18 protein-coding genes and 2 pseudogenes are annotated in these 17,545 nt (G+C 46.1%); 3 read left to right on the top strand and 17 right to left on the bottom strand.

Annotated elements, in window-relative coordinates:
- Positions 1-256 precede the first annotated feature (256 nt).
- The 11 genes and pseudogenes from HQRW_RS04180 to HQRW_RS15405 all read right to left on the bottom strand — a co-directional run.
- Positions 257-637 (bottom strand): Rid family detoxifying hydrolase, encoded by a 381-nt coding sequence (locus HQRW_RS04180; protein WP_014555584.1) that lies wholly within the window; start codon positions 635-637, stop codon positions 257-259.
- Positions 638-870: 233 nt separating this feature from the next.
- Positions 871-1,089, bottom strand: coding sequence for a gas vesicle protein GvpM (gene gvpM / locus HQRW_RS04185; RefSeq protein ID WP_011571045.1), 219 nt, complete (start codon positions 1,087-1,089; stop codon positions 871-873).
- Between the two features lie 39 nt (positions 1,090-1,128).
- The gene (gvpL, locus tag HQRW_RS04190) at positions 1,129-2,109 is read right to left on the bottom strand and encodes a gas vesicle protein GvpL (protein ID WP_014555585.1); all 981 of its coding nucleotides are present in this window, start codon (positions 2,107-2,109) and stop codon (positions 1,129-1,131) included.
- A gap of 129 nt (positions 2,110-2,238) precedes the next feature.
- Positions 2,239-2,643: a gas vesicle protein K gene (locus HQRW_RS04195; RefSeq protein WP_014555586.1), complete on the bottom strand. Its 405-nt coding sequence runs from the start codon at positions 2,641-2,643 to the stop codon at positions 2,239-2,241.
- Positions 2,644-2,645: 2 nt separating this feature from the next.
- Entirely contained in the window at positions 2,646-3,044 is a 399-nt protein-coding gene (gene gvpJ, locus HQRW_RS16890) for a gas vesicle protein GvpJ (RefSeq protein ID WP_065757384.1), read from the bottom strand.
- Between the two features lie 37 nt (positions 3,045-3,081).
- Positions 3,082-3,435 carry a hypothetical protein gene (locus HQRW_RS04205; protein WP_014555588.1) on the bottom strand — a complete coding sequence of 118 codons (354 nt, stop codon included), beginning with the start codon at positions 3,433-3,435 and terminating at the stop codon, positions 3,082-3,084.
- A 123-nt stretch (positions 3,436-3,558) separates the two neighbouring features.
- The gene (gvpH, locus tag HQRW_RS04210) at positions 3,559-4,221 is read right to left on the bottom strand and encodes a gas vesicle protein GvpH (protein ID WP_014555589.1); all 663 of its coding nucleotides are present in this window, start codon (positions 4,219-4,221) and stop codon (positions 3,559-3,561) included.
- The gene (gene gvpG, locus HQRW_RS04215) at positions 4,221-4,472 is read right to left on the bottom strand and encodes a gas vesicle protein GvpG (RefSeq protein WP_011571051.1); all 252 of its coding nucleotides are present in this window, start codon (positions 4,470-4,472) and stop codon (positions 4,221-4,223) included. The genes gvpH and gvpG overlap by 1 nt, the downstream gene beginning before the upstream one ends.
- A 3-nt stretch (positions 4,473-4,475) precedes the next feature.
- Positions 4,476-5,126 (bottom strand): GvpL/GvpF family gas vesicle protein, encoded by a 651-nt coding sequence (locus HQRW_RS04220; protein WP_011571052.1) that lies wholly within the window; start codon positions 5,124-5,126, stop codon positions 4,476-4,478.
- Between the two features lie 383 nt (positions 5,127-5,509).
- Complete coding sequence (locus HQRW_RS04225; protein WP_014555590.1) at positions 5,510-6,337, bottom strand: ParA family protein; 828 nt, start codon at positions 6,335-6,337, stop codon at positions 5,510-5,512.
- A gap of 207 nt (positions 6,338-6,544) precedes the next feature.
- Positions 6,545-6,877, bottom strand: a pseudogene (locus HQRW_RS15405) (RNA-guided endonuclease TnpB family protein); the annotation flags it as partial.
- A 418-nt stretch (positions 6,878-7,295) separates the two neighbouring features.
- Here HQRW_RS15405 and tnpA point away from each other — a divergent pair.
- Positions 7,296-7,574, top strand: a pseudogene (gene tnpA, locus HQRW_RS04230) (IS200/IS605 family transposase); the annotation flags it as partial.
- A 344-nt stretch (positions 7,575-7,918) separates the two neighbouring features.
- Here the strand turns inward: tnpA and HQRW_RS16765 are convergent.
- From HQRW_RS16765 to HQRW_RS04260, 6 genes are all read right to left on the bottom strand, one after another.
- Complete coding sequence (locus HQRW_RS16765) at positions 7,919-8,497, bottom strand: gas vesicle protein GvpO (protein ID WP_394324571.1); 579 nt, start codon at positions 8,495-8,497, stop codon at positions 7,919-7,921.
- A 12-nt stretch (positions 8,498-8,509) separates the two neighbouring features.
- Positions 8,510-9,586: a gas vesicle protein GvpN gene (gvpN, locus tag HQRW_RS04240; protein ID WP_014555594.1), complete on the bottom strand. Its 1,077-nt coding sequence runs from the start codon at positions 9,584-9,586 to the stop codon at positions 8,510-8,512.
- Positions 9,583-10,737, bottom strand: a complete 1,155-nt coding sequence (locus tag HQRW_RS04245; protein ID WP_014555595.1) for a gas vesicle protein GvpC — start codon at positions 10,735-10,737, stop codon at positions 9,583-9,585. Before HQRW_RS04245 ends, gvpN begins: the two co-directional genes overlap by 4 nt.
- An 86-nt stretch (positions 10,738-10,823) precedes the next feature.
- Complete coding sequence (gene gvpA / locus HQRW_RS04250; protein ID WP_011571057.1) at positions 10,824-11,042, bottom strand: gas vesicle protein GvpA; 219 nt, start codon at positions 11,040-11,042, stop codon at positions 10,824-10,826.
- A 1,125-nt stretch (positions 11,043-12,167) separates the two neighbouring features.
- On the bottom strand, positions 12,168-12,737 hold the full coding sequence (locus tag HQRW_RS04255) for an anthranilate synthase component II (protein ID WP_011571058.1): 570 nt from the start codon (positions 12,735-12,737) through the stop codon (positions 12,168-12,170).
- Positions 12,734-14,371: an anthranilate synthase component I family protein gene (locus tag HQRW_RS04260; protein WP_014555596.1), complete on the bottom strand. Its 1,638-nt coding sequence runs from the start codon at positions 14,369-14,371 to the stop codon at positions 12,734-12,736. The genes HQRW_RS04255 and HQRW_RS04260 overlap by 4 nt, the downstream gene beginning before the upstream one ends.
- 217 nt (positions 14,372-14,588) lie before the next feature.
- On the opposite strand from HQRW_RS04260, the gene epsC reads away from it, so the two are divergent.
- Positions 14,589-15,476: a serine O-acetyltransferase EpsC gene (gene epsC, locus HQRW_RS04265; RefSeq protein ID WP_011571060.1), complete on the top strand. Its 888-nt coding sequence runs from the start codon at positions 14,589-14,591 to the stop codon at positions 15,474-15,476.
- Positions 15,477-15,668: 192 nt separating this feature from the next.
- A complete protein-coding gene (locus tag HQRW_RS04270) occupies positions 15,669-17,540 on the top strand; it encodes an ABC transporter ATP-binding protein (RefSeq protein WP_049892262.1) in 1,872 nt (623 codons plus the stop codon).
- Positions 17,541-17,545 lie beyond the last annotated feature (5 nt).

The raw sequence follows: 17,545 nt of genomic DNA on the forward strand, positions 1-17,545 counted from the left end.
TGGGTAAATCCGTCGAACACCGCCTCGACACATTGCGCGGACCAACCTGCACGGCTTCGACACTGTGTTCCTCGGGTATTCGGCGTATTCGAAGAGGCGTCGGAACGCCCAAAATGCTGTCACGTCGCCTCTGGAACGGTCTCCCGAAATAGCTCAACTCTTTGACCGCAATATGCGAACAGCCGTTCGCGACGGTCTCTCAGTGAGTTCGCTCGTCACCATGTGCGGAGTCCGTCACGTAACTTGCTCCAAGGAATCACTCAACAGTCGCAATTGCTTCAATTTCGACGGCTGCGCCCTTTGGTACAGCTTCGACACCGACAGCACTTCGGGCTGGTGGATCCGAATCAAAGAATGAACTATATGCTTTATTAAACGAATCGAAATCCTCGATATCATCAAGAAACACGGTCGTTTTGAGAATATCTGTAGGTCTAAGCTCTTCTGATTCAAGCACTGCAACAATATTTTCAAGACACTGTGTGGTCTGGCTTGCAACAGACGCTTCATCAAGCAACTCACCGTCGCTCGTCATTGGTAACTGTCCGGCTGTAATGAGTATCTCACCGTTTGTTGCTGCTTGACTATATGCTCCAACTGCGGCAGGTGCATTATCTGTCTCGACTGTTTCTTTCATGCATCCGCTGATTTACAGGGTTGGTATAAAAGTGCAATCGTTGCGTCTATTGTTTGACACAGCCTGGCGGTTGAGTGATGATCTGTGTCCTCACGGAGCGTCACATTCAGTCTCAACTGTGATACGCAAATATTCGATCTACATTTAATCCAGGAAAACGGCTGAAGCGCCTTGGCAATCGTTCAAAGATAACGAGTATATTAGTCCAATTTAATTAAATTACAATTTGGAGTTCACCGCTCTGTCTGTGTCCTATGGGCAGCATCCCATCCTTCGAAGATTCCATATTCAGTCATCGTTGTCATCCCGGCGATCGCTGCTCGAAGGCTAATTCCAATGAGTGGAACATCCGCGACAGTAATAATCACGTCTGCCTGAACAACCGCACCCTCTCGAAGTAGCACGTCGATAAATTCAACGATCGCGTGTGTATCATTTTTTGTTGGCTTCATACATTTTGATTCCAATCAGATGTGATTAGCATACATATACTACCCAATATTTGGCGCGAATGTGTATGGTGGCCATGGACCTGTAAATGTTACACTGACACCGTCCCGATCAACAAATTCATCCAATCGGTTGCCAAGCGCAGCCTCCGCATCCGCTGATACTCGAACAGCCAACCGTTCAATCAATTCCTTGTCTTCGTCTTCGTTTCGCTTAGTATCGCTCGTAGTCTCGCAATCTGACGTGTCGGTCTCACCATCGTTTCCCTTGATCTCACGATCACTTAATCCTCCAATGTCAATATCTTGGCTCCCTTGTTCAGTTATTTCTGCTGCAAGTGGCTCAACGCTCGTCTGTAATACCTCGATTAATTCGTTCCGACGTTCACTACGCAGTGTAGCGAGTCGCCGTTTATACTGCTTATTCAATAAAAATGCTGTTCCTTCGTTCGCGCTTGTCCGTTGATCCTCAATTCGCTGTAACTCTTCATCGGTTTTGACTGCCAATGATTCAAACCGATTTGCATCCCAAACAAGCCCGATCCGGTATTCCCACGTCCCAGCGAGTGTCATTAATGCTGAGTATATCTGATCATAATTATCGTGCACCCATGCTTGGACGCTCTGATCACCACCCTCAAAAACAGTATTGAATCGAAGTGGAAGTGGTGTATCATATATTGATCCCGCAGCATCAACGACTCGTTGATGACTGAGGATCCGTTGTTGTACAGTGGCTAAATTAGGTGCTTCATACGTCTGTGTACATGAGTGTACAACAGCCCCAACACGACCACTCGAATCGATTACGTCCCCCTTTGCATGGACAATCGAAGGTGATGCTCCCTCAATTCCATCTGTCCCAATTTCATCGTCAGACGGTGGTTCAGACATATGTGACCCTGTATCGACTAAGCAGTAGATATATCGTCCATTATCTATGTTAGTTGATCTTGCATCTGTCTGTGACTCGTCACCCACATTGTTACTCTTCTCGACGCTGGAGAATGAATCATCAGTCATTGATACATCGCTTTTGTTAAGCCGTGATCCTCTGTCTGCTCAGGTGTGTCTGCTGTGTCTGCTGTCTCCGCTGTCTATTATGGAATGGTATCTGGTTTATTCCCCCTGTGTTTGTAGTAGTATGTGCTGTCATTCTGATTGAATATTATCTGTGTAATTTGAGGGTATATCCTCAGTCTGTGTGCTATCAAATATTGACATGAAATCATGTGCCTCCGCCGTTTCCGCTGTTTCGTCGTTTTGATATGTACGCGTTTGTTTGATTGCACCGCGGACCACATGATCAAGATCACGCTTGAATTCAGTCACATCATCATCAATATTTTCACGCTGTTTGAGCTGTTCAACTTCTGTCTCAATTGCTTGCAGTTGTCGTCCCAGTCGCTCAACTTCAGCATCCGAGAGATTTCCAGACTCCATTCGTCTCACTGCTTCTTGTTCAAGAGCCTCAACCAGTAACTCAACAACACTTACAACAAGCGCAATGATGCCCCCACTGACATCGCTATCCTGATTATCAAGTGTGAGTTCCATGCTTACTCACGCTCTGAGCCTGATTCATCATCACCGCCACTGTACCCATCCGCCGAAGATTCTACTGTACGCTCCTCCGTCATTATCCTTGATTCGGAGACACCTGTCCCAGCCGATGAATTATCCGATTCTTCAATATGCTCCGTATTCGCACGAGGCTCTGCTGTTGCGTTAACATCCGCGCTTGTGTCGACGTTCATCCTCGGATCATCGTTTACATTTGCAGCCTCCTCAACACGTTCCATATCGGTTCCTGTCGGGAATTCAAGCCCATATTTCGCGGCGGTTTCAAATGATGCGATTGCCGCTCGAAGCTCGATGCCAAGCAACTCAGTATCACCGACACTGACCGCAACATCTGCATTCACGACAACGCCTTTATCAAGTAACATCTCAAGCATCTCTGCAAGATCACCCTGCGAGCGTGTTGGTTTTGGGTCACTTACTATCGTTTGAATTAGTAGATTGCTTAGCGCGGTAGAATCGGAGACCAAAGAGTCGCTCACTCGGGGAGATCTGTGAATACCGCGGCGCTGTGGGAACGGTCGAGTGAGCGTTTCGAGCTGCGTTCTGCTCGTTTGTCTTCTGCGTTGGAACGGTTGAATAAGCTGAGGGATTTCGATTCATCGAGTCACTAGTATGACCTCGTGCCTTTTCGGATTGCTCTCGGTTCTTTTTTCGTCGTTCTGCCAACTTCTGACGCTGCTGAAGTAGCTTTTGACGTGCTTTATTCCGGTTTTGCTCTGCTTTCCTTACTGCCTGTTCTGCTTTTTTGTGATGTATATCTGTCATATATTACTTTCCAATCTCAACCATGCATTACTCTCAATATAATTTATATCTCATTGCTGGTGGTATAACCAGCGTGGTCACCACCGTACGCCCGGTCATACATAACATAGTAATCAAATTGTATTATTCTTCTCTCTCTTGTAGATGCACTGTAAGGACGTGGTTTTTGAATCGAGTATCACTAATCTGAATCCCGCTCGGAATTGCGATCCGCTCTGTTATTTCACCTGTATTAGTATACTCACCCTGCTGTGTGTTATCGATTGGCTTTGATTTGGTCATATCACCAGGAGATTTATGTGCAATCATAATAACAAGTTCGCCTCGGTCTGAATCAATCTGCACATCTACCATTTCTGCATCTACGTCTGGCAGATCTGCAATCACGTCTAATCCATCCTTTCGTGGTTGAACCTGGATATGTGGCGCACACCCTGTGGTATTAGCCTGCGGTTCATCGTTATCGTCTATCTCACCCGAGAGATTACCTGCCTGTATTTTTGTTTTCCTATCTTTTTCCGTTTGTAAGTGTGAATCAATCCCAATAGAGATATCATAGTCGTAATCAATCGAAAGTTGTCCACTAGTGGCTGTTCCGCCTCGAGATCGACGACCGTCCTCGTGCTGCTCAATCTGTGCAAGTTCTTCGATGACTAGTTTGAAGCGATTGAGGATTTTTCTGAGAAACGTCCGTGGTTTTTTATTATCGTTGAGTGCGTCATTGTGCTCTGGACTGCCGATATCATCATTATCATTATAATTATTATTATTATTGTCTGGTGGCATCACTTTTTTACCTCAATTTTATCTCCCATCTGGGATTTAATCTCATCAGCTAACTTCAGTTGTAACTCAAGTTCTTGTTTTCGCTCACGGTACTCTTCTTCTGAGCGCTCATCAATCTCATATAGAAGCTGATTTTCCTTGAGTTCATCACGAATTCCATCAGTGTCGTACAGTTCATCAAGTGCCATTGTCTGAAGAATATCTAGTAATGATAAAAATGGATTAATCAATAAATCATCAACAAGTAACATGTATTACCGACCTCCTCTTCCTGCTTGTTGGTCTGCACCGATGTGAATATCGACAAAATTGTATGGTGCCCACGGTCCGGTGTATTGAATCGTTACATCATCCCCATAGTCACTATTTATTTCGTCGATTGTATCATCAAACGCAGATTGTTTTGTGCGTTCGACGAGATATGATCGATTCAAAATGAGTCGATCACTGAAGAGATCATCATCGGTTTCATTGATACTTACTGATGAAAGACGTTCATTGAGATCTGTACGGAGCGATGACTGATCGATTGATTCGTCGCCTGTTGAAACGACCTTCACACCCAATTCAATTGTCCCCTCAATATCATTTAATGCGCTTCGCAATGCTCGTCGTGCTCCCCGGAGGATCCCTTTGAGTGTTCGTCCATTTTTGAATGCCATTCCAAAACTCATTGGGACAATCGTCCGACCATCATCATATTCAAGAACTTGTTGCAGCACATTATTATGCTTTGTAACAGCCTCATCAGTTCGCTCAGGGTCTGTAGTATCGATATCAGAAACAACAGCTGATAATGAACGATACTCGACTGTGTATATTTTATCTGCACCGCCAACCCCATCGGCAACGAGTTCAATATCTTCCTGTTCAACGACGCCATATGTGTATAAATTATCACTCATAGGTGATTGATGGTGTGATAGTCGCTATAACACTGCACTGATAAATCGATTATCATAATCTGATACTATCAATCATGTCTACCTCAAAGTTTATTGATAGATGACATGATGATCTTGCACTGAACTCGATGATAAATAATGTAACGGTGGGTGTACAAACTGATATCACCGTTGTTAATTTCCCATATATGATATCAATCTTATCTATTCTATTTTATAAAATGTTCAAAACGTCTCATAATAGCCAATTATAGCATTATACCCGATGAGCAGGCGCAAAACCTCGCGCTATTTAGGGCGGGGAGGATGTCAATGCTAAGGCTGTAATCTTGACTTTCAATCATCTATGACCCTCTGAGTTCATTTGGAGGAGGATATCGAAGTCATATCGTTGTCCTCTCGAGTTCAGCCTTGGATATCAAATGCTTTGCAATCTTCTCAAATCGTTCATCCATATCGGTTGTTTCAGTATGCTCAAATACTGATACACTATTCGCCCAGGCACGCTTCAATGCAACCCGGTTTCGAATCTCCCATAATGGTAATGAAGCAAATTCTGAATCAAACCATGATCGAAGCCGATTTGCTTCACCATCGACTTCGATTCGATTCAATACAACGCCAATAGGGTCAATTCCGATACCGTATCCTGCCTCAATTGTCTCGATATGATCGAACAAGATATTGAGTGCATGCTGTGAACTAGCCTCTGCAAGCGCGGGAATAAGGATGTTCCGGCAAGCTAATAATGCATTATCAGTGAGCATTCCAAGCGACGGTGGCGCATCAACAATAATGAAATCATAATCTCCTATGTTTGTGTTTGTATTCATGTCATCACCATATTCTTCGAGTGCCTCAAACAACATCCACAACCGTTCTCGCCCACGCATCGCCGTCTGGAGGTCTGCTTCGGCATTGAACATGTCTATATGCGATGGTATCACGTCAAATTCCGTATGTTCATAGATTAGATCATCAATCGAAATAGCACTACTGGTGTTGATCTCAGTCAGTGCATCATACAGTGACCGCTCTTCGGTGGTATATTGGGCTTCGAGACCCAGCCCAACTGTCCCATTCCCTTGTGCATCAAGATCAACGAATAATACCTCGCATCCAGCCGCCGCAAGCGCGCCAGCGACATTGATCGCTGTGGTTGTTTTTCCAACTCCACCCTTCTCATTTGCGACGGCAATTCGAAACGTCATTGATATCACTCTTTTTGCTGACCACGTATAATTAAAATGACCGATAATCGTTCGTCTACGTCCACAAACAAGTCCCACGTTTAATACTCGATATTTTAGGCAGGGAGACCGGCAGATGGACCCAGTAAACAGCCTCGGGCACGGTGACCCGATCCGAGGCTTTTGTAATTCCCTTAGCCGTGCGCTCGCACTCCCTGCTCGGCAAGCAAGCGGGAACGCACCAGACTTGTCCGTGCTTGGTGGTGTCGGCTTGCTCCCCCGCCATCAGGGTCATTTTGTTCTCGCCACCAGTCAAGAAGTGACTGGTAGGAGTCCCATGTTTGGAGTGCTTTTCTGACGACCGCGCAGTTGTTGTTCCGTAGGAAGTCGTTGCGGTCAACCTCTCGCTGTATCTCGGTGCGATTGTATTCTTGCTGTTTGAGGCGGATAGTGTCGTTGAATATCTCGCGTGAGTTGAGGCGGGCCGTCGTGAAGCCATGACCGTTCACCAGACGCTGTGTGGAGCCGCGTGTGAATGGTTTTCGTGGCCTCTTCACCCATGTTGTGACAACCGTTTCAGACTGGGATAACTATAGGTATGAGGGATGGGAGAGTATCGTAGTCATGCAGATTCGGTTAGTTCCTGCAAGTATCGCCACTCGGTTCTCGATGTCGTGGAAGCCGATATGCGAGAATTTTTGATGAGACTGCCGACCACTTCAGGCCTGTCTCTTACCCACAAATCGAGTCAGGATTTCAGCGGAATGGGATCGCCGAGCACGACTGAAATCCTCGGTATCTACAGTTTCAGGATCTCTTTGGAACAATTGTAGTGGAGTTGATTACCGGCGTTCTGTCACCCCCACAGCCGATATCACTGTCTGAGTCGCTTCTCGCCTCGATTTGCTGCGTTCAAAATATCTCTGAGAGCGTCTGAAATGTCCGGTTACGACTCCACGAACTTATGGGTAAAAGACAGCACTTCAGGCACGGGAGTTTGGCGTTGGAGATCGCGGACGAAGACGAAGACGACCACGTACACTTGTTTGTGCAAACTGACTCGAAGCACAGTCTAGCGGATATTGCTCGGCAGTTCAAGTTACACCCGGGTAAGCAGTTGCTGGAGCGGGATCCCGAGATTCGGGAGTCGTATTTCTGGGGTGGTGGATTCTGGACGGTAGAATACTACGTGGGAACGACGTGACGGGAGCGGTGTCAGAAAGTGGTTGAACGGTATATCGAGGAGACAAAACACTGATTCGAGTGTCGGGCTTCACCCCCGACCCCATGGTACTCCGTGAAACATTTTGAACCATCGGTTTCACACAACAGTATCGGCAGCTACTCTATGACAAGATTTTGGATTGAATTCCTCAATAAGTTTTCATGAGCAGTAGTGGGTCGGGGAACTCGGCTTCATAGGTTGTTTAGATATTAAGATCTCTCCATATTTCTCTAAAAATCATTTTGAGTTATAACATATCTAATCATTCAAATGAATAAAACAGCTCACAACGACGTACTGTTGCTTCCCGCCTCTGATTTGCCTGTTCTACCTATCTCAGTAATTTGAGGAGTCGACACGCGATACTGCTTCTAATATTATAGTTCTTCTTTCATATCGCCACGCTGATATCGTTCAACGAGTTCATATCCAGCCACATTTCCTGTCGAAGTAAGATTGATCTCATATCGACCAATGATATCCTGCGTATCTGGCACAGCACGTCGTTCAACGAGTTCAATCACCGTCCGCCATTCATTATTATCATCTGCTTCGACCTTGATTACACTTTTAAAATCATGTTCAAACAATTCCTCAGCAGCTGTCTTCGCACACTCTTGGGCTTCGATAATACCAATAGATTCGACAGTTTCAGTCTCACTCACTGTCTCAGCTTGGTTTTTATTTCCACGTTCCTCAGACATCATCTCGGACTCCTCGCTATCACGACCCCCATCAGTTCGAATCATCACTGGATTAAAGCTTGATGAACATGTGTTATGTTGATTGGAATCTGATTGGACAACCAAACTGTCGACATCATACTTGTCATAGTTATCACTACTCCACCATGCCGGTCTATCCTCCGTATCATGGTCAATAACACATTGATGACTGTAGTTGCTCGTGTTCCATCTGTCATCGCATTTTGTTTTGTTTGACATTGTTGGAGGCACTTTTATCGTAATTTATGACACGGTAATGTCAGTGTTTTCAATGACGGTCTGAACTTCCGTTCGAAGTGTTTGAACTTCACTATACTGAGCGACTTTTGATGCCAGTGCATCGACAGAGAGTTCAACGAGTGCTTGTCTATCAATTGTATCGACTGTACCTGCACCTTCCGCCACCATGATTGCTGCTCGCGTTCCGACATTAATCTGAAGCCGATCGCGTAACTCCCGGATTATTTCGACAAGCTGTCTGGTCTCAATGCCGATATCACCGTCAGTTTGTGCATCGACAATTTCAACCTCAGTTTCAAAGTCATAAAAATCCATATAGACACCGATAAGACGATCCAATAATGCATCTTGTGGTTCATGCACGCCAGCGTACTCGACAGAGTTTGAGGTTAATATCGCTCTGAATTCGGGGTGGACATCAACATACCGTGATTCACCACGCTGTCCTGGAAGCTCTAAAACGCCTTCTTCAAAAACAGATAATAAGACATTGTTTGCAACAGGCTTGGTTCGTGAGAATTCATTGTATACAAGTGTTGCACCTTCTTCAACGGCAAGTGTCAGTGGATTATCAACCCATCGATCCTTGACTATCTCTTTACTCTTCAATACATTGTGTATATACTGATCACGCTCTGATATCCGCTCTTTTTCTGCGTATTCACCGACAAGATCGCTTGTTGAGAGTTCTGTGTCACCATTAATCCAGACAACCGGTTGATTACGCTGACGGGCAACATGCATCGCAAGCGCGGTTTTTCCACAGCCCGTCGGACCAATTAAATGAACCGGACGGTCAACGGTGAGCCATCGTTCCATTCGCTGGCGAACGTTCTTCACTGCATCAGTCTCGATGAATTCACGCTCTTTTGGAATGAACTCATCTTCAAGCTCCCTAGTAGTGCCAGCGCTTCTGGACGTTCCTGGCTGGTTTGACCCTGATGTTGTGGTTGAACCACCATCGCTTTCGGCTCGTCTTAAACGCTCGATAGACTTATTTTCACGACGACGCTTCTTATTTTCGCGTGATGATCGAATCTGTGATCCACGCACCTTCCGCTCGCGAGAGTTCTTTGTCATTGTATTTCGTCATCTGGTCGGAGTGGGACATCCTCACCATACTCCGCACGATAATCTTGAATCGACATGCCATGTGTCTGCAGATGCGGTTCTGTGATCGCATGATAATGTTCACCGCAAACACGGCAAGTGACCATACCATCTGGAGTATCAATTGTTAGTTCAGTAGTGTCTGTTGTTGTATCTGACTCTGACTCAGCATCAATATCAATACTCTCTGTTGTACCTTCACTGGTGCTGATATCATCCTCAGTTATAGATTCGGCTGAGGCGGAAGTTGTCTCGAATTCTGCCTCAGCCCTACTCACGTTTCCCTCATCACCTACTGTATTTACTTCTACTTGCTCTGTTTGTTCTGATTCAGACTTGATCTCAGCATCACTCTCAGTGTCCGACATTCCATAGAATGTTTCGACGTATGTAGCGAACTCCTCAGCTGTCACCTCAAACTCAGTGCTGAAATCCTCGATGTCGGACTCAAATGCACCGACTGCATCAATTAATGCTTGAACTTCGACAGTATGGAACTCTGATTGATACGACTCAAATGCATCCGTAACGGCTTCAAATGCCTCTTTTTCTGCAGCGACATCAGCATGAATTGCATCAACATCAGCGGCGAATGCCTTAGAATACGCATCAAATGCTTCTTCGACGTCATCAAATGCATCCTCAACTGAGTCAATGGCTGTGAGGAGGTCATCGATATCCTGAATCTGAGCGACATCAGCATCGAATGCCTCAGCATATGCATCGAATTCCGCACCTGTTTCAGTAATTGCAGTCTGGAATTCCTCAATCGCCATAAGAAGATGATTTACATCTTGTAACTCAGAAACATCAGCATCAAACGTATCTTGATATCTCTCAAATGCAGCGCGAAGAGCCGCGATATCGTCCTGACGTTGGGAAACATCCTGAAGAACTGCAGCCACTGCTGCGTCGAATGTATCATTATACTGGACGAATACATCTCTCGCCTCTGCAATCTCTGTCTCGAATGTCTCAAACGCCGCGTGGTACTCACTGACGTCGCGTTTTGTCTCAACGTCTGCTGCGAAGTCATCAGCATACCCTGCGAATTCACGCTGGGTTGTTCTAAACTCTTCAGAGGTTGCCTCTATATCGTCGCGTTTTTTTCTTACACTCATGATTATGGTAATAAACTACGATTAAAAATTTGGGAATTAACGGTTGGTTCACAGTTCACTCTAAACGACGTCCGATGGCTCGTCGGTTACGCCTCGGCGCCGGCAGTGAGTTCTGCTTGTTCAATCTTTGCGATCTCTTCTGCGTAATGCAAGAAGGTATCGACTGAAGCAACCACAACGCGCGCTTCAACGGTTAGAATTTCTATACCTACAAGTGAAATGCGTGCAAAGGTATCAACGACAATTCCTTTATCGAGCACGCGATCAAGAACTTCTGCTAAACTGGATGAGTCAGGTTGTGCCATAGTTGGTCTTGGGTCGTACCCAGTGTGACAAATTCCACTGAAGGTTAAAAGGCTCTTGGTCTCATAATTATTTTGCCGATAATGAGTGTCATAGATTCTTAATGTGGCTCTATGCCGTATTTTGATTTTACATTATAAACATACTATACCATATTGATTTGAGCATGAAATAGTTGTTATACCTATGAAGCTGATATTAAATATATTGAGGTCGTCGGGCTCTTGAGGTAAGATATGAGTAAATCCTCAACTTCTTATATGAGTGACTGGCATGTTAGATGAGACAGGATTGAAAATAAAGAGAAATATTATCTTACAGAATCTAAAGGGCATGTCCTGAGGGCTTGACCCTGCGGCGATTCACTTGGACGTATCTGTATCATCTATTTCATCTCGCCACGATCAGTGATATGGAGATTACGCTTATATGCTGAGCAGGCGCAATACCACGCCCTTTAGTGATTCAACAAACTTCTGGGTGAACTAATTCACTCAGTCGATGCGAGAGAACTATTCTGACTGATGCATGTCTACTCAAGCACCCACTTCTTCTGTGAGCTACTACAGGCCGTGGATACGCGCCGTCACGCCCTCCAAAATCCTACTGTCATCGCTCGATTTAAATTTCAAAATACACATATTTAAATGACAGGCAATCACACAATAAAAGAGGAATCGGTTGGAAACAGAGCGATTCCCGCCAGTCCGACGATGGCGGCCTGTCCGCCCCAAGCAATAAGACAATCATCGGAACCAGTCTGGTGAACGGTCGGTTCCGATGCTGAACCGATGCAGATGCAGATGCTGTGCCCGACTGCTTGGAAGCAACATTGAAAGTAACTCCGAGTTTGCTAACGCCTGCCGAACTCCCCAAGGCAAAAACAACGTTTGGACGCCGTACATGGTCGAGAATAGGAGTAGGAGTACCGGCGGCTTGGCACCGCCAGCAGTCCCACCCGCCCCCGCACCCGTCTCAGACCGCGAACAACCCTTCAGATTCGCACTGGCTGGTTGTTCGGTGGGGGTGGGAGTGTTGAACCTGAAACTCCCACCGCTCGGGATTCCTCCGCGTGAACCCGGAGGAGGATGTCAAAAACAAAACCAATACTGTAATATCGACACATCTCAGTCAGCGATTGACATACAAAAGTTCTTAATCAATTGCTTGCCTGCGTTCGTAAGAATACTTTCGGGGTGGAATTGAACGCCATGATGCGGTTTATCAGGATGTCTAACACCCATGACAACACCCTGCTCATCATCTGTTGCAGCCGTCTCGATAAGCGGCGTGGGAACATCTTGTCGCTCAACTGCTAATGAATGATATCGCCCAACATCGAATGGATCGGATATATCATCATATAAATTGCTTCCGTCATGTCTCACTTTTGATGATTTACCATGAACAACAGCAGGCGCATGCCCGACTGGTGCGCCATGTGCTGCACAAAGTGCTTGATGACCTAAACAAACACCTAAAACCGGATACTCCAGTTCAGCAAAGACGTCTATCGATATCCCAGCTTCTTGTGGCGTCCCAGGACCTGGTGAGATAACAATCCCATCAGGGTCGAGTGCATAGATGTCATCTAAGTCGATTGCATCATTACGTTGGACTGTGACTTCGTCGAACTCCCCAACGTACTGAACGAGATTGTACGCAAACGAATCGTAATTGTCGATAACAAGAATCATGATGAATCACCGGTTTCTATTCCATCTCTCTCTGATTGTATTGATGCGCCCTGCTTTGCTGCTGATTCGTCTAATGTATTCCCTGTTGTGCCGACAGTAAGTGATCCTCGCTCACCAAGTGCCGTATCAACGGCTCTTACGAGTCCCCGTGCCTTATCTAATGTCTCTTGATATTCATGATCAGGAACGGAATCATGAACGATTCCAGCACCAACCCGGAGACGATATTCATCACCATGTCGCACAAGTGTTCGAATTGTAATATTCAATACTGCGCGGTCATCGAATCCAAAGATTCCAATACTCCCTGTGTACGGTCCTCGACGCGTTGTCTCAACTTCATCGATAAGCTCCATTGTCCGTGGCTTTGGTGCACCAGTGATTGTTCCACCAGGGAAGACCGCTGCGACAGCATCGGCAATTTGTGTTTGTGGCTGTCGCTGCCCCTCAATGAGTGAGACAAGATGCATTACCTCAGAATATCGATCAACACGACGGTACTCCGAAACATCAACGGTTCCATACTTGCAGATTTTCCCAAGATCATTTCGCTCAAGATCGACAAGCATCGCATGTTCAGCACGCTCTTTGCTATCTTCTGTGAGGTCCGTTTCAAGATCGATATCATCTGCTGATGTTTCACCCCGTGGTCGCGTTCCAGCGATTGGTTCGGTGCTCACTCGCTCACCATCGACTGATAGTAATAGCTCTGGACTCGCACTGACAAGATCAACACCGGGGAATTCGATTAGCCCGGAGTATGGAGCAGGATTCACCTCTCGAAGTGCATCAAAAGTTGTGACAGGGTGAATTGCAGCGGGTGCACTCAAACGATGTGAAACATTTGTCTGGAACGTATCTCCATCTCGGATATATTCCTTGATCTGCCGGACGCGATCTTCAAACGCTGCCGTCCCGCATTCACTCTTGAATGTTATTGCATTGTTTGCTGCAGACACCGATGGTTCATCTACGGAAGTGGTGCCGGTATCAATACGGGATACGAGATCGCGTGCATGCGCAAGTCCGCGCTCATACACATCTCCTATATTCGTGTCTGCTTCAATTACAGGACACGCTGTAATGTGCATTGTTACAGATCCATCCGAACGTGGTTCTTCCCATGCAGCGACACGGTCGAAAACTCCAATCTGTACTCGTGGGAGGTCACTCGGTGGCGTTGTCTGTGGGATTGATTCAAGTTCCCGAGCAACATCATATGAGAGCCATCCAAACGCACCACAAGGATATGGGACCGTACAGCCCCCACGAATGAGTGTCTCGCGATCTAAGATACTATCGAGTTCATCAAGACTTGGTCCGCGACCCTGGCTTCTCTCATCACCTCTTTCAGCCATACTTTCTTGTTGAGGGGGATGTTGTCCAATTGATGCTGCTGACCCAGTCACCTGAATACGCTCAACTGGGTCGATTGCAAAGTATCCCCACCCGGACTGTCCACCGGTGGTCTCTAAATATATTCCATCATCAGTATCTGTCCTCGCTCGTCGATACGCTGTGAATGGGTCTTCAGTAGTGAATTCTATTTCAATTGGAACGCGCGCCCCTGCGGGTGCTTGTGCTGCTGTTTCTGTAAACGTCGCTTCATCTGTAACGACTGTAACCTCATGCATGTCCGATGATATCTCCTGTAATTCGGTAACGTCACCGAATATATCCAAATTTTCGGGGAGAGATTAACAAAAGACTTCCGTGAATGCTGCATACGAACATTATTTATTACCATATTGAAATGATGAGTGACGATATGAACTAGATAATGTCAACGTATTATCCAAGGACTGGATATGAAGACGCTAATATCATACTTCCGCAGTGAGAATGAATAATATGGAATATCGGTACGCTGGTGACGCCAACGAAAAGTTGTTTGAGGCTTATCAGTCGGATACTGACCCGTACCCGACAAACGTCTCTGTTTGCTTTCCAGAGCGCGAGCATCGCCGTGGTGAAATATCTTATCTTCAGGAGCTATTTTTTCCAACCTGTTGGAACGCACCTGAACTGATTCGTGATGAATTAGCTATACTCGATACACTTGATGAACTTGGTAATCTCTTTCATGCGGGAATCTGCCCATATCCAGGCGTTAATGCCGATGAAGTCGTTACAAATGTTCTTGATACGCTTCCAGAGATACGAACATTACTCAAACGAGATGCTGAAGCTGCATACAAAGGTGACCCTGCTGCAAAAAGTTATACTGAAATCATCCGGTCATACCCTGGCTTCCTTGCAGTCGCAATGCAGCGAGTTGCACACATTATGTATCAGGAAGGCGCAGTTGAATATGCACGAGAGCTAACAGAATACGCAAAAACACAAACAGGGATTGATATTCACCCAGGTGCTGAAATTGGTGAATATTTTTTCATTGACCATGGAACAGGCGTTGTTATCGGTGAAACCGCAACTGTCGGTGATTGGGTGCGACTATATCAAGATGTAACCCTTGGGGCGCTTCATTTTGAACAAGAAGAGGGAGAGCAGCATGCACTGAAGAAGGGATATAAGCGACATCCTGATATTGGCGCTCATGTTGTCATCGGAGCCGGAACTAAAGTTCTTGGTCCGGTGACTGTCGGAGATCATGTGAGTATCGGTGCCAACTCATGGGTCACTGACGATGTTCCAGATCACACGAAAGTATACATCACAAATCATCCGACTCAAGAACGGAAGCGGTATGAGGAAGGAAATGGTGCTCAAATAAATTGATATTAGCATACATTTGCGTATGATTATTCTCAATATGACAGACAAGAACGAAAATATCGGCGTCGGTTCATACGTCATGCATCGTCTTTCACAAACATCTGCCTTTCATCATTGTATTTTATATCAGTGACAGATCAGAGTACCGATAATGGCGGCTTTAGCGATATTCGACAACATGTCGACGGGCACCCAATGACTAGCTTACTCGGGTACGCGCGTCCATACTGGCTCCGACTTCTGCTTGGTGTGCTCGCCGCAATTGGCACCCGTGGTGCCCGACTTGTCCCACCCATTATCATTGCGACAACGATTGATCGCGTTGTGCTTGGAAGCGGTGATCCCGGATTATTATCTGATCTTGGGCTTTTTACTGCAGGGGAAATCACAGGTACCGCAGCGCGTATCGCCGTTCTTGAGCAACTTGTCGTCATCGCCGCACTGGCATATCTTATCCGCTCTATTACTCGTTTTGGATCGCGCTATCTGCTCCAGTCATCAGCGCAGAAAATCCAACGTGATCTTCGTAACGATACATATGATCACCTCCAACATCTCTCAATGGATTTCTTTGCATCACATCAAACTGGAGGGATGTTGTCAATTCTCAATAGTGATATCAACCGTCTTGAACAGTTTCTTAATACAGAGTTTCGACAACTTATTCGGGTTGTTGCAACTGTGAGTGGTATTGCGGTTGTTCTCTGGTATTATGCACCGACACTCGCACTCATTGCACTCGCACCCGTTCCGCTGATCGGTATTGCGAGTGCTGGGTTCCTCCAATGGATTGAGCCGCGGTATAAATCGATTCGAGAAACAGTTTCACGGCTTAATACCCGACTTGAAAATAATCTTGGTGGTGTCGCTGTTGTCAAGGTATTCAATCGATATGCGTTTGAGCGTGACCGCGTTGCTGAACAGAGTCGTAGTTACCACGATGAGCAGGTTGCTGCACTCCGTATCCGTCGGGCGTTTTTCGCTGGTCTTCGGTTGCTTACCGGCATTGTGTTTGTTCTTGTGTTACTCATCGGTGGACGCTCGATAATCACCGCATCTACCAGCGAGCAAGCAGTCATCTCGACAGGTGCATTTGCAGCGTTCTTCCTATACCTTCGTCGACTTTACTCACCGATGCGACGAATCGGTCGATCTGCAAATAAATACCAACTTGCTAAATCAAGTGCTGAACGTGTCTTTGGACTTCTTGGACAAACACCGACAGTTACTGAACCAGCAAACCCTGTTATCCCAGATAACATTGATGGACAAGTAACATTTGAAAATGTGCACTTCAGCTACACGGATCGTGAGTCAGTGCTTACAGACATCTCAATTGATGTCCCACCAGGAACAACAGTTGGACTTGCTGGCGCGACTGGAGCCGGGAAATCAACACTTGTGAAACTGGTCTCCCGGCTTCACGACGTGGATTCAGGAACAATTCGCATTGACGGTCGAGACATTCGCGAGTATGACCTCCAAGCGCTTCGTGATGAGATTGCTGTTGTTGAGCAAAATCCATATTTATTCTCGGGGACAGTTGCTGAGAATATTGCATACGGTGACAGTGACGTTCTTGAATCCGAGCGTCAAGGATCATCTTCACATCGTGACGCGGTTGTTGAAGCCGCAAAAGCAGCAGCTGCAGATGAATTCGTCTCTGCTCTCCCATCAGGGTATGACACGCAAATCGGTGAGCGCGGAATCAAGCTTTCAGGCGGTCAAAGACAGCGCGTCGCGATTGCTCGCGCGCTACTTAATGACCCATCAATTATCGTTTTTGACGAAGCAACAAGTGATGTTGATACGGAGACAGAAGAGCAAATTAAACAGAGTATTGATCGGCTGATTGCAGACCGGACAGCATTTGTCATCGCTCACCGACTTTCAACAATCAGAGATGCTGATCGTGTTATCGTACTTGATGATGGCGAAATCATCGAGTCTGGAACACATGAGACACTTATTGAAGAATTCGGAGCGTATGCAGCACTGTGGGATGCGCAAGTCGAAGCCAACACGGCTGACGATAGATCCCGCCCAGTTACAACGGAATCAGAGTGAACACT

The sequence above is a fragment of the Haloquadratum walsbyi C23 genome, assembly GCF_000237865.1.
In the GTDB taxonomy this organism is placed as follows: Archaea; Halobacteriota; Halobacteria; order Halobacteriales; family Haloferacaceae; genus Haloquadratum; species Haloquadratum walsbyi.

Coding starts and splice junctions, on each gene's coding strand:
- gvpA (WP_011571057.1), bottom strand. CDS start 11,042: ATGGCACAACCTGACTCATCCAGTTTAGCAGAAGTTCTTGATCGCGTG.
- HQRW_RS04180 (WP_014555584.1), bottom strand. CDS start 637: ATGAAAGAAACAGTCGAGACAGATAATGCACCTGCCGCAGTTGGAGCA.
- HQRW_RS04270 (WP_049892262.1), top strand. CDS start 15,669: ATGACTAGCTTACTCGGGTACGCGCGTCCATACTGGCTCCGACTTCTG.
- HQRW_RS04220 (WP_011571052.1), bottom strand. CDS start 5,126: ATGAGTGATAATTTATACACATATGGCGTCGTTGAACAGGAAGATATT.
- gvpJ (WP_065757384.1), bottom strand. CDS start 3,044: ATGCTTGAGATGTTACTTGATAAAGGCGTTGTCGTGAATGCAGATGTT.
- gvpG (WP_011571051.1), bottom strand. CDS start 4,472: ATGTTACTTGTTGATGATTTATTGATTAATCCATTTTTATCATTACTA.
- HQRW_RS04225 (WP_014555590.1), bottom strand. CDS start 6,337: ATGACGTTTCGAATTGCCGTCGCAAATGAGAAGGGTGGAGTTGGAAAA.
- HQRW_RS04245 (WP_014555595.1), bottom strand. CDS start 10,737: ATGAGTGTAAGAAAAAAACGCGACGATATAGAGGCAACCTCTGAAGAG.
- epsC (WP_011571060.1), top strand. CDS start 14,589: ATGGAATATCGGTACGCTGGTGACGCCAACGAAAAGTTGTTTGAGGCT.
- gvpM (WP_011571045.1), bottom strand. CDS start 1,089: ATGAAGCCAACAAAAAATGATACACACGCGATCGTTGAATTTATCGAC.
- gvpN (WP_014555594.1), bottom strand. CDS start 9,586: ATGACAAAGAACTCTCGCGAGCGGAAGGTGCGTGGATCACAGATTCGA.
- HQRW_RS04205 (WP_014555588.1), bottom strand. CDS start 3,435: ATGACAGATATACATCACAAAAAAGCAGAACAGGCAGTAAGGAAAGCA.
- HQRW_RS04255 (WP_011571058.1), bottom strand. CDS start 12,737: ATGATTCTTGTTATCGACAATTACGATTCGTTTGCGTACAATCTCGTT.
- HQRW_RS04195 (WP_014555586.1), bottom strand. CDS start 2,643: ATGGAACTCACACTTGATAATCAGGATAGCGATGTCAGTGGGGGCATC.
- gvpL (WP_014555585.1), bottom strand. CDS start 2,109: ATGACTGATGATTCATTCTCCAGCGTCGAGAAGAGTAACAATGTGGGT.
- HQRW_RS04260 (WP_014555596.1), bottom strand. CDS start 14,371: ATGCATGAGGTTACAGTCGTTACAGATGAAGCGACGTTTACAGAAACA.
- gvpH (WP_014555589.1), bottom strand. CDS start 4,221: ATGCCACCAGACAATAATAATAATAATTATAATGATAATGATGATATC.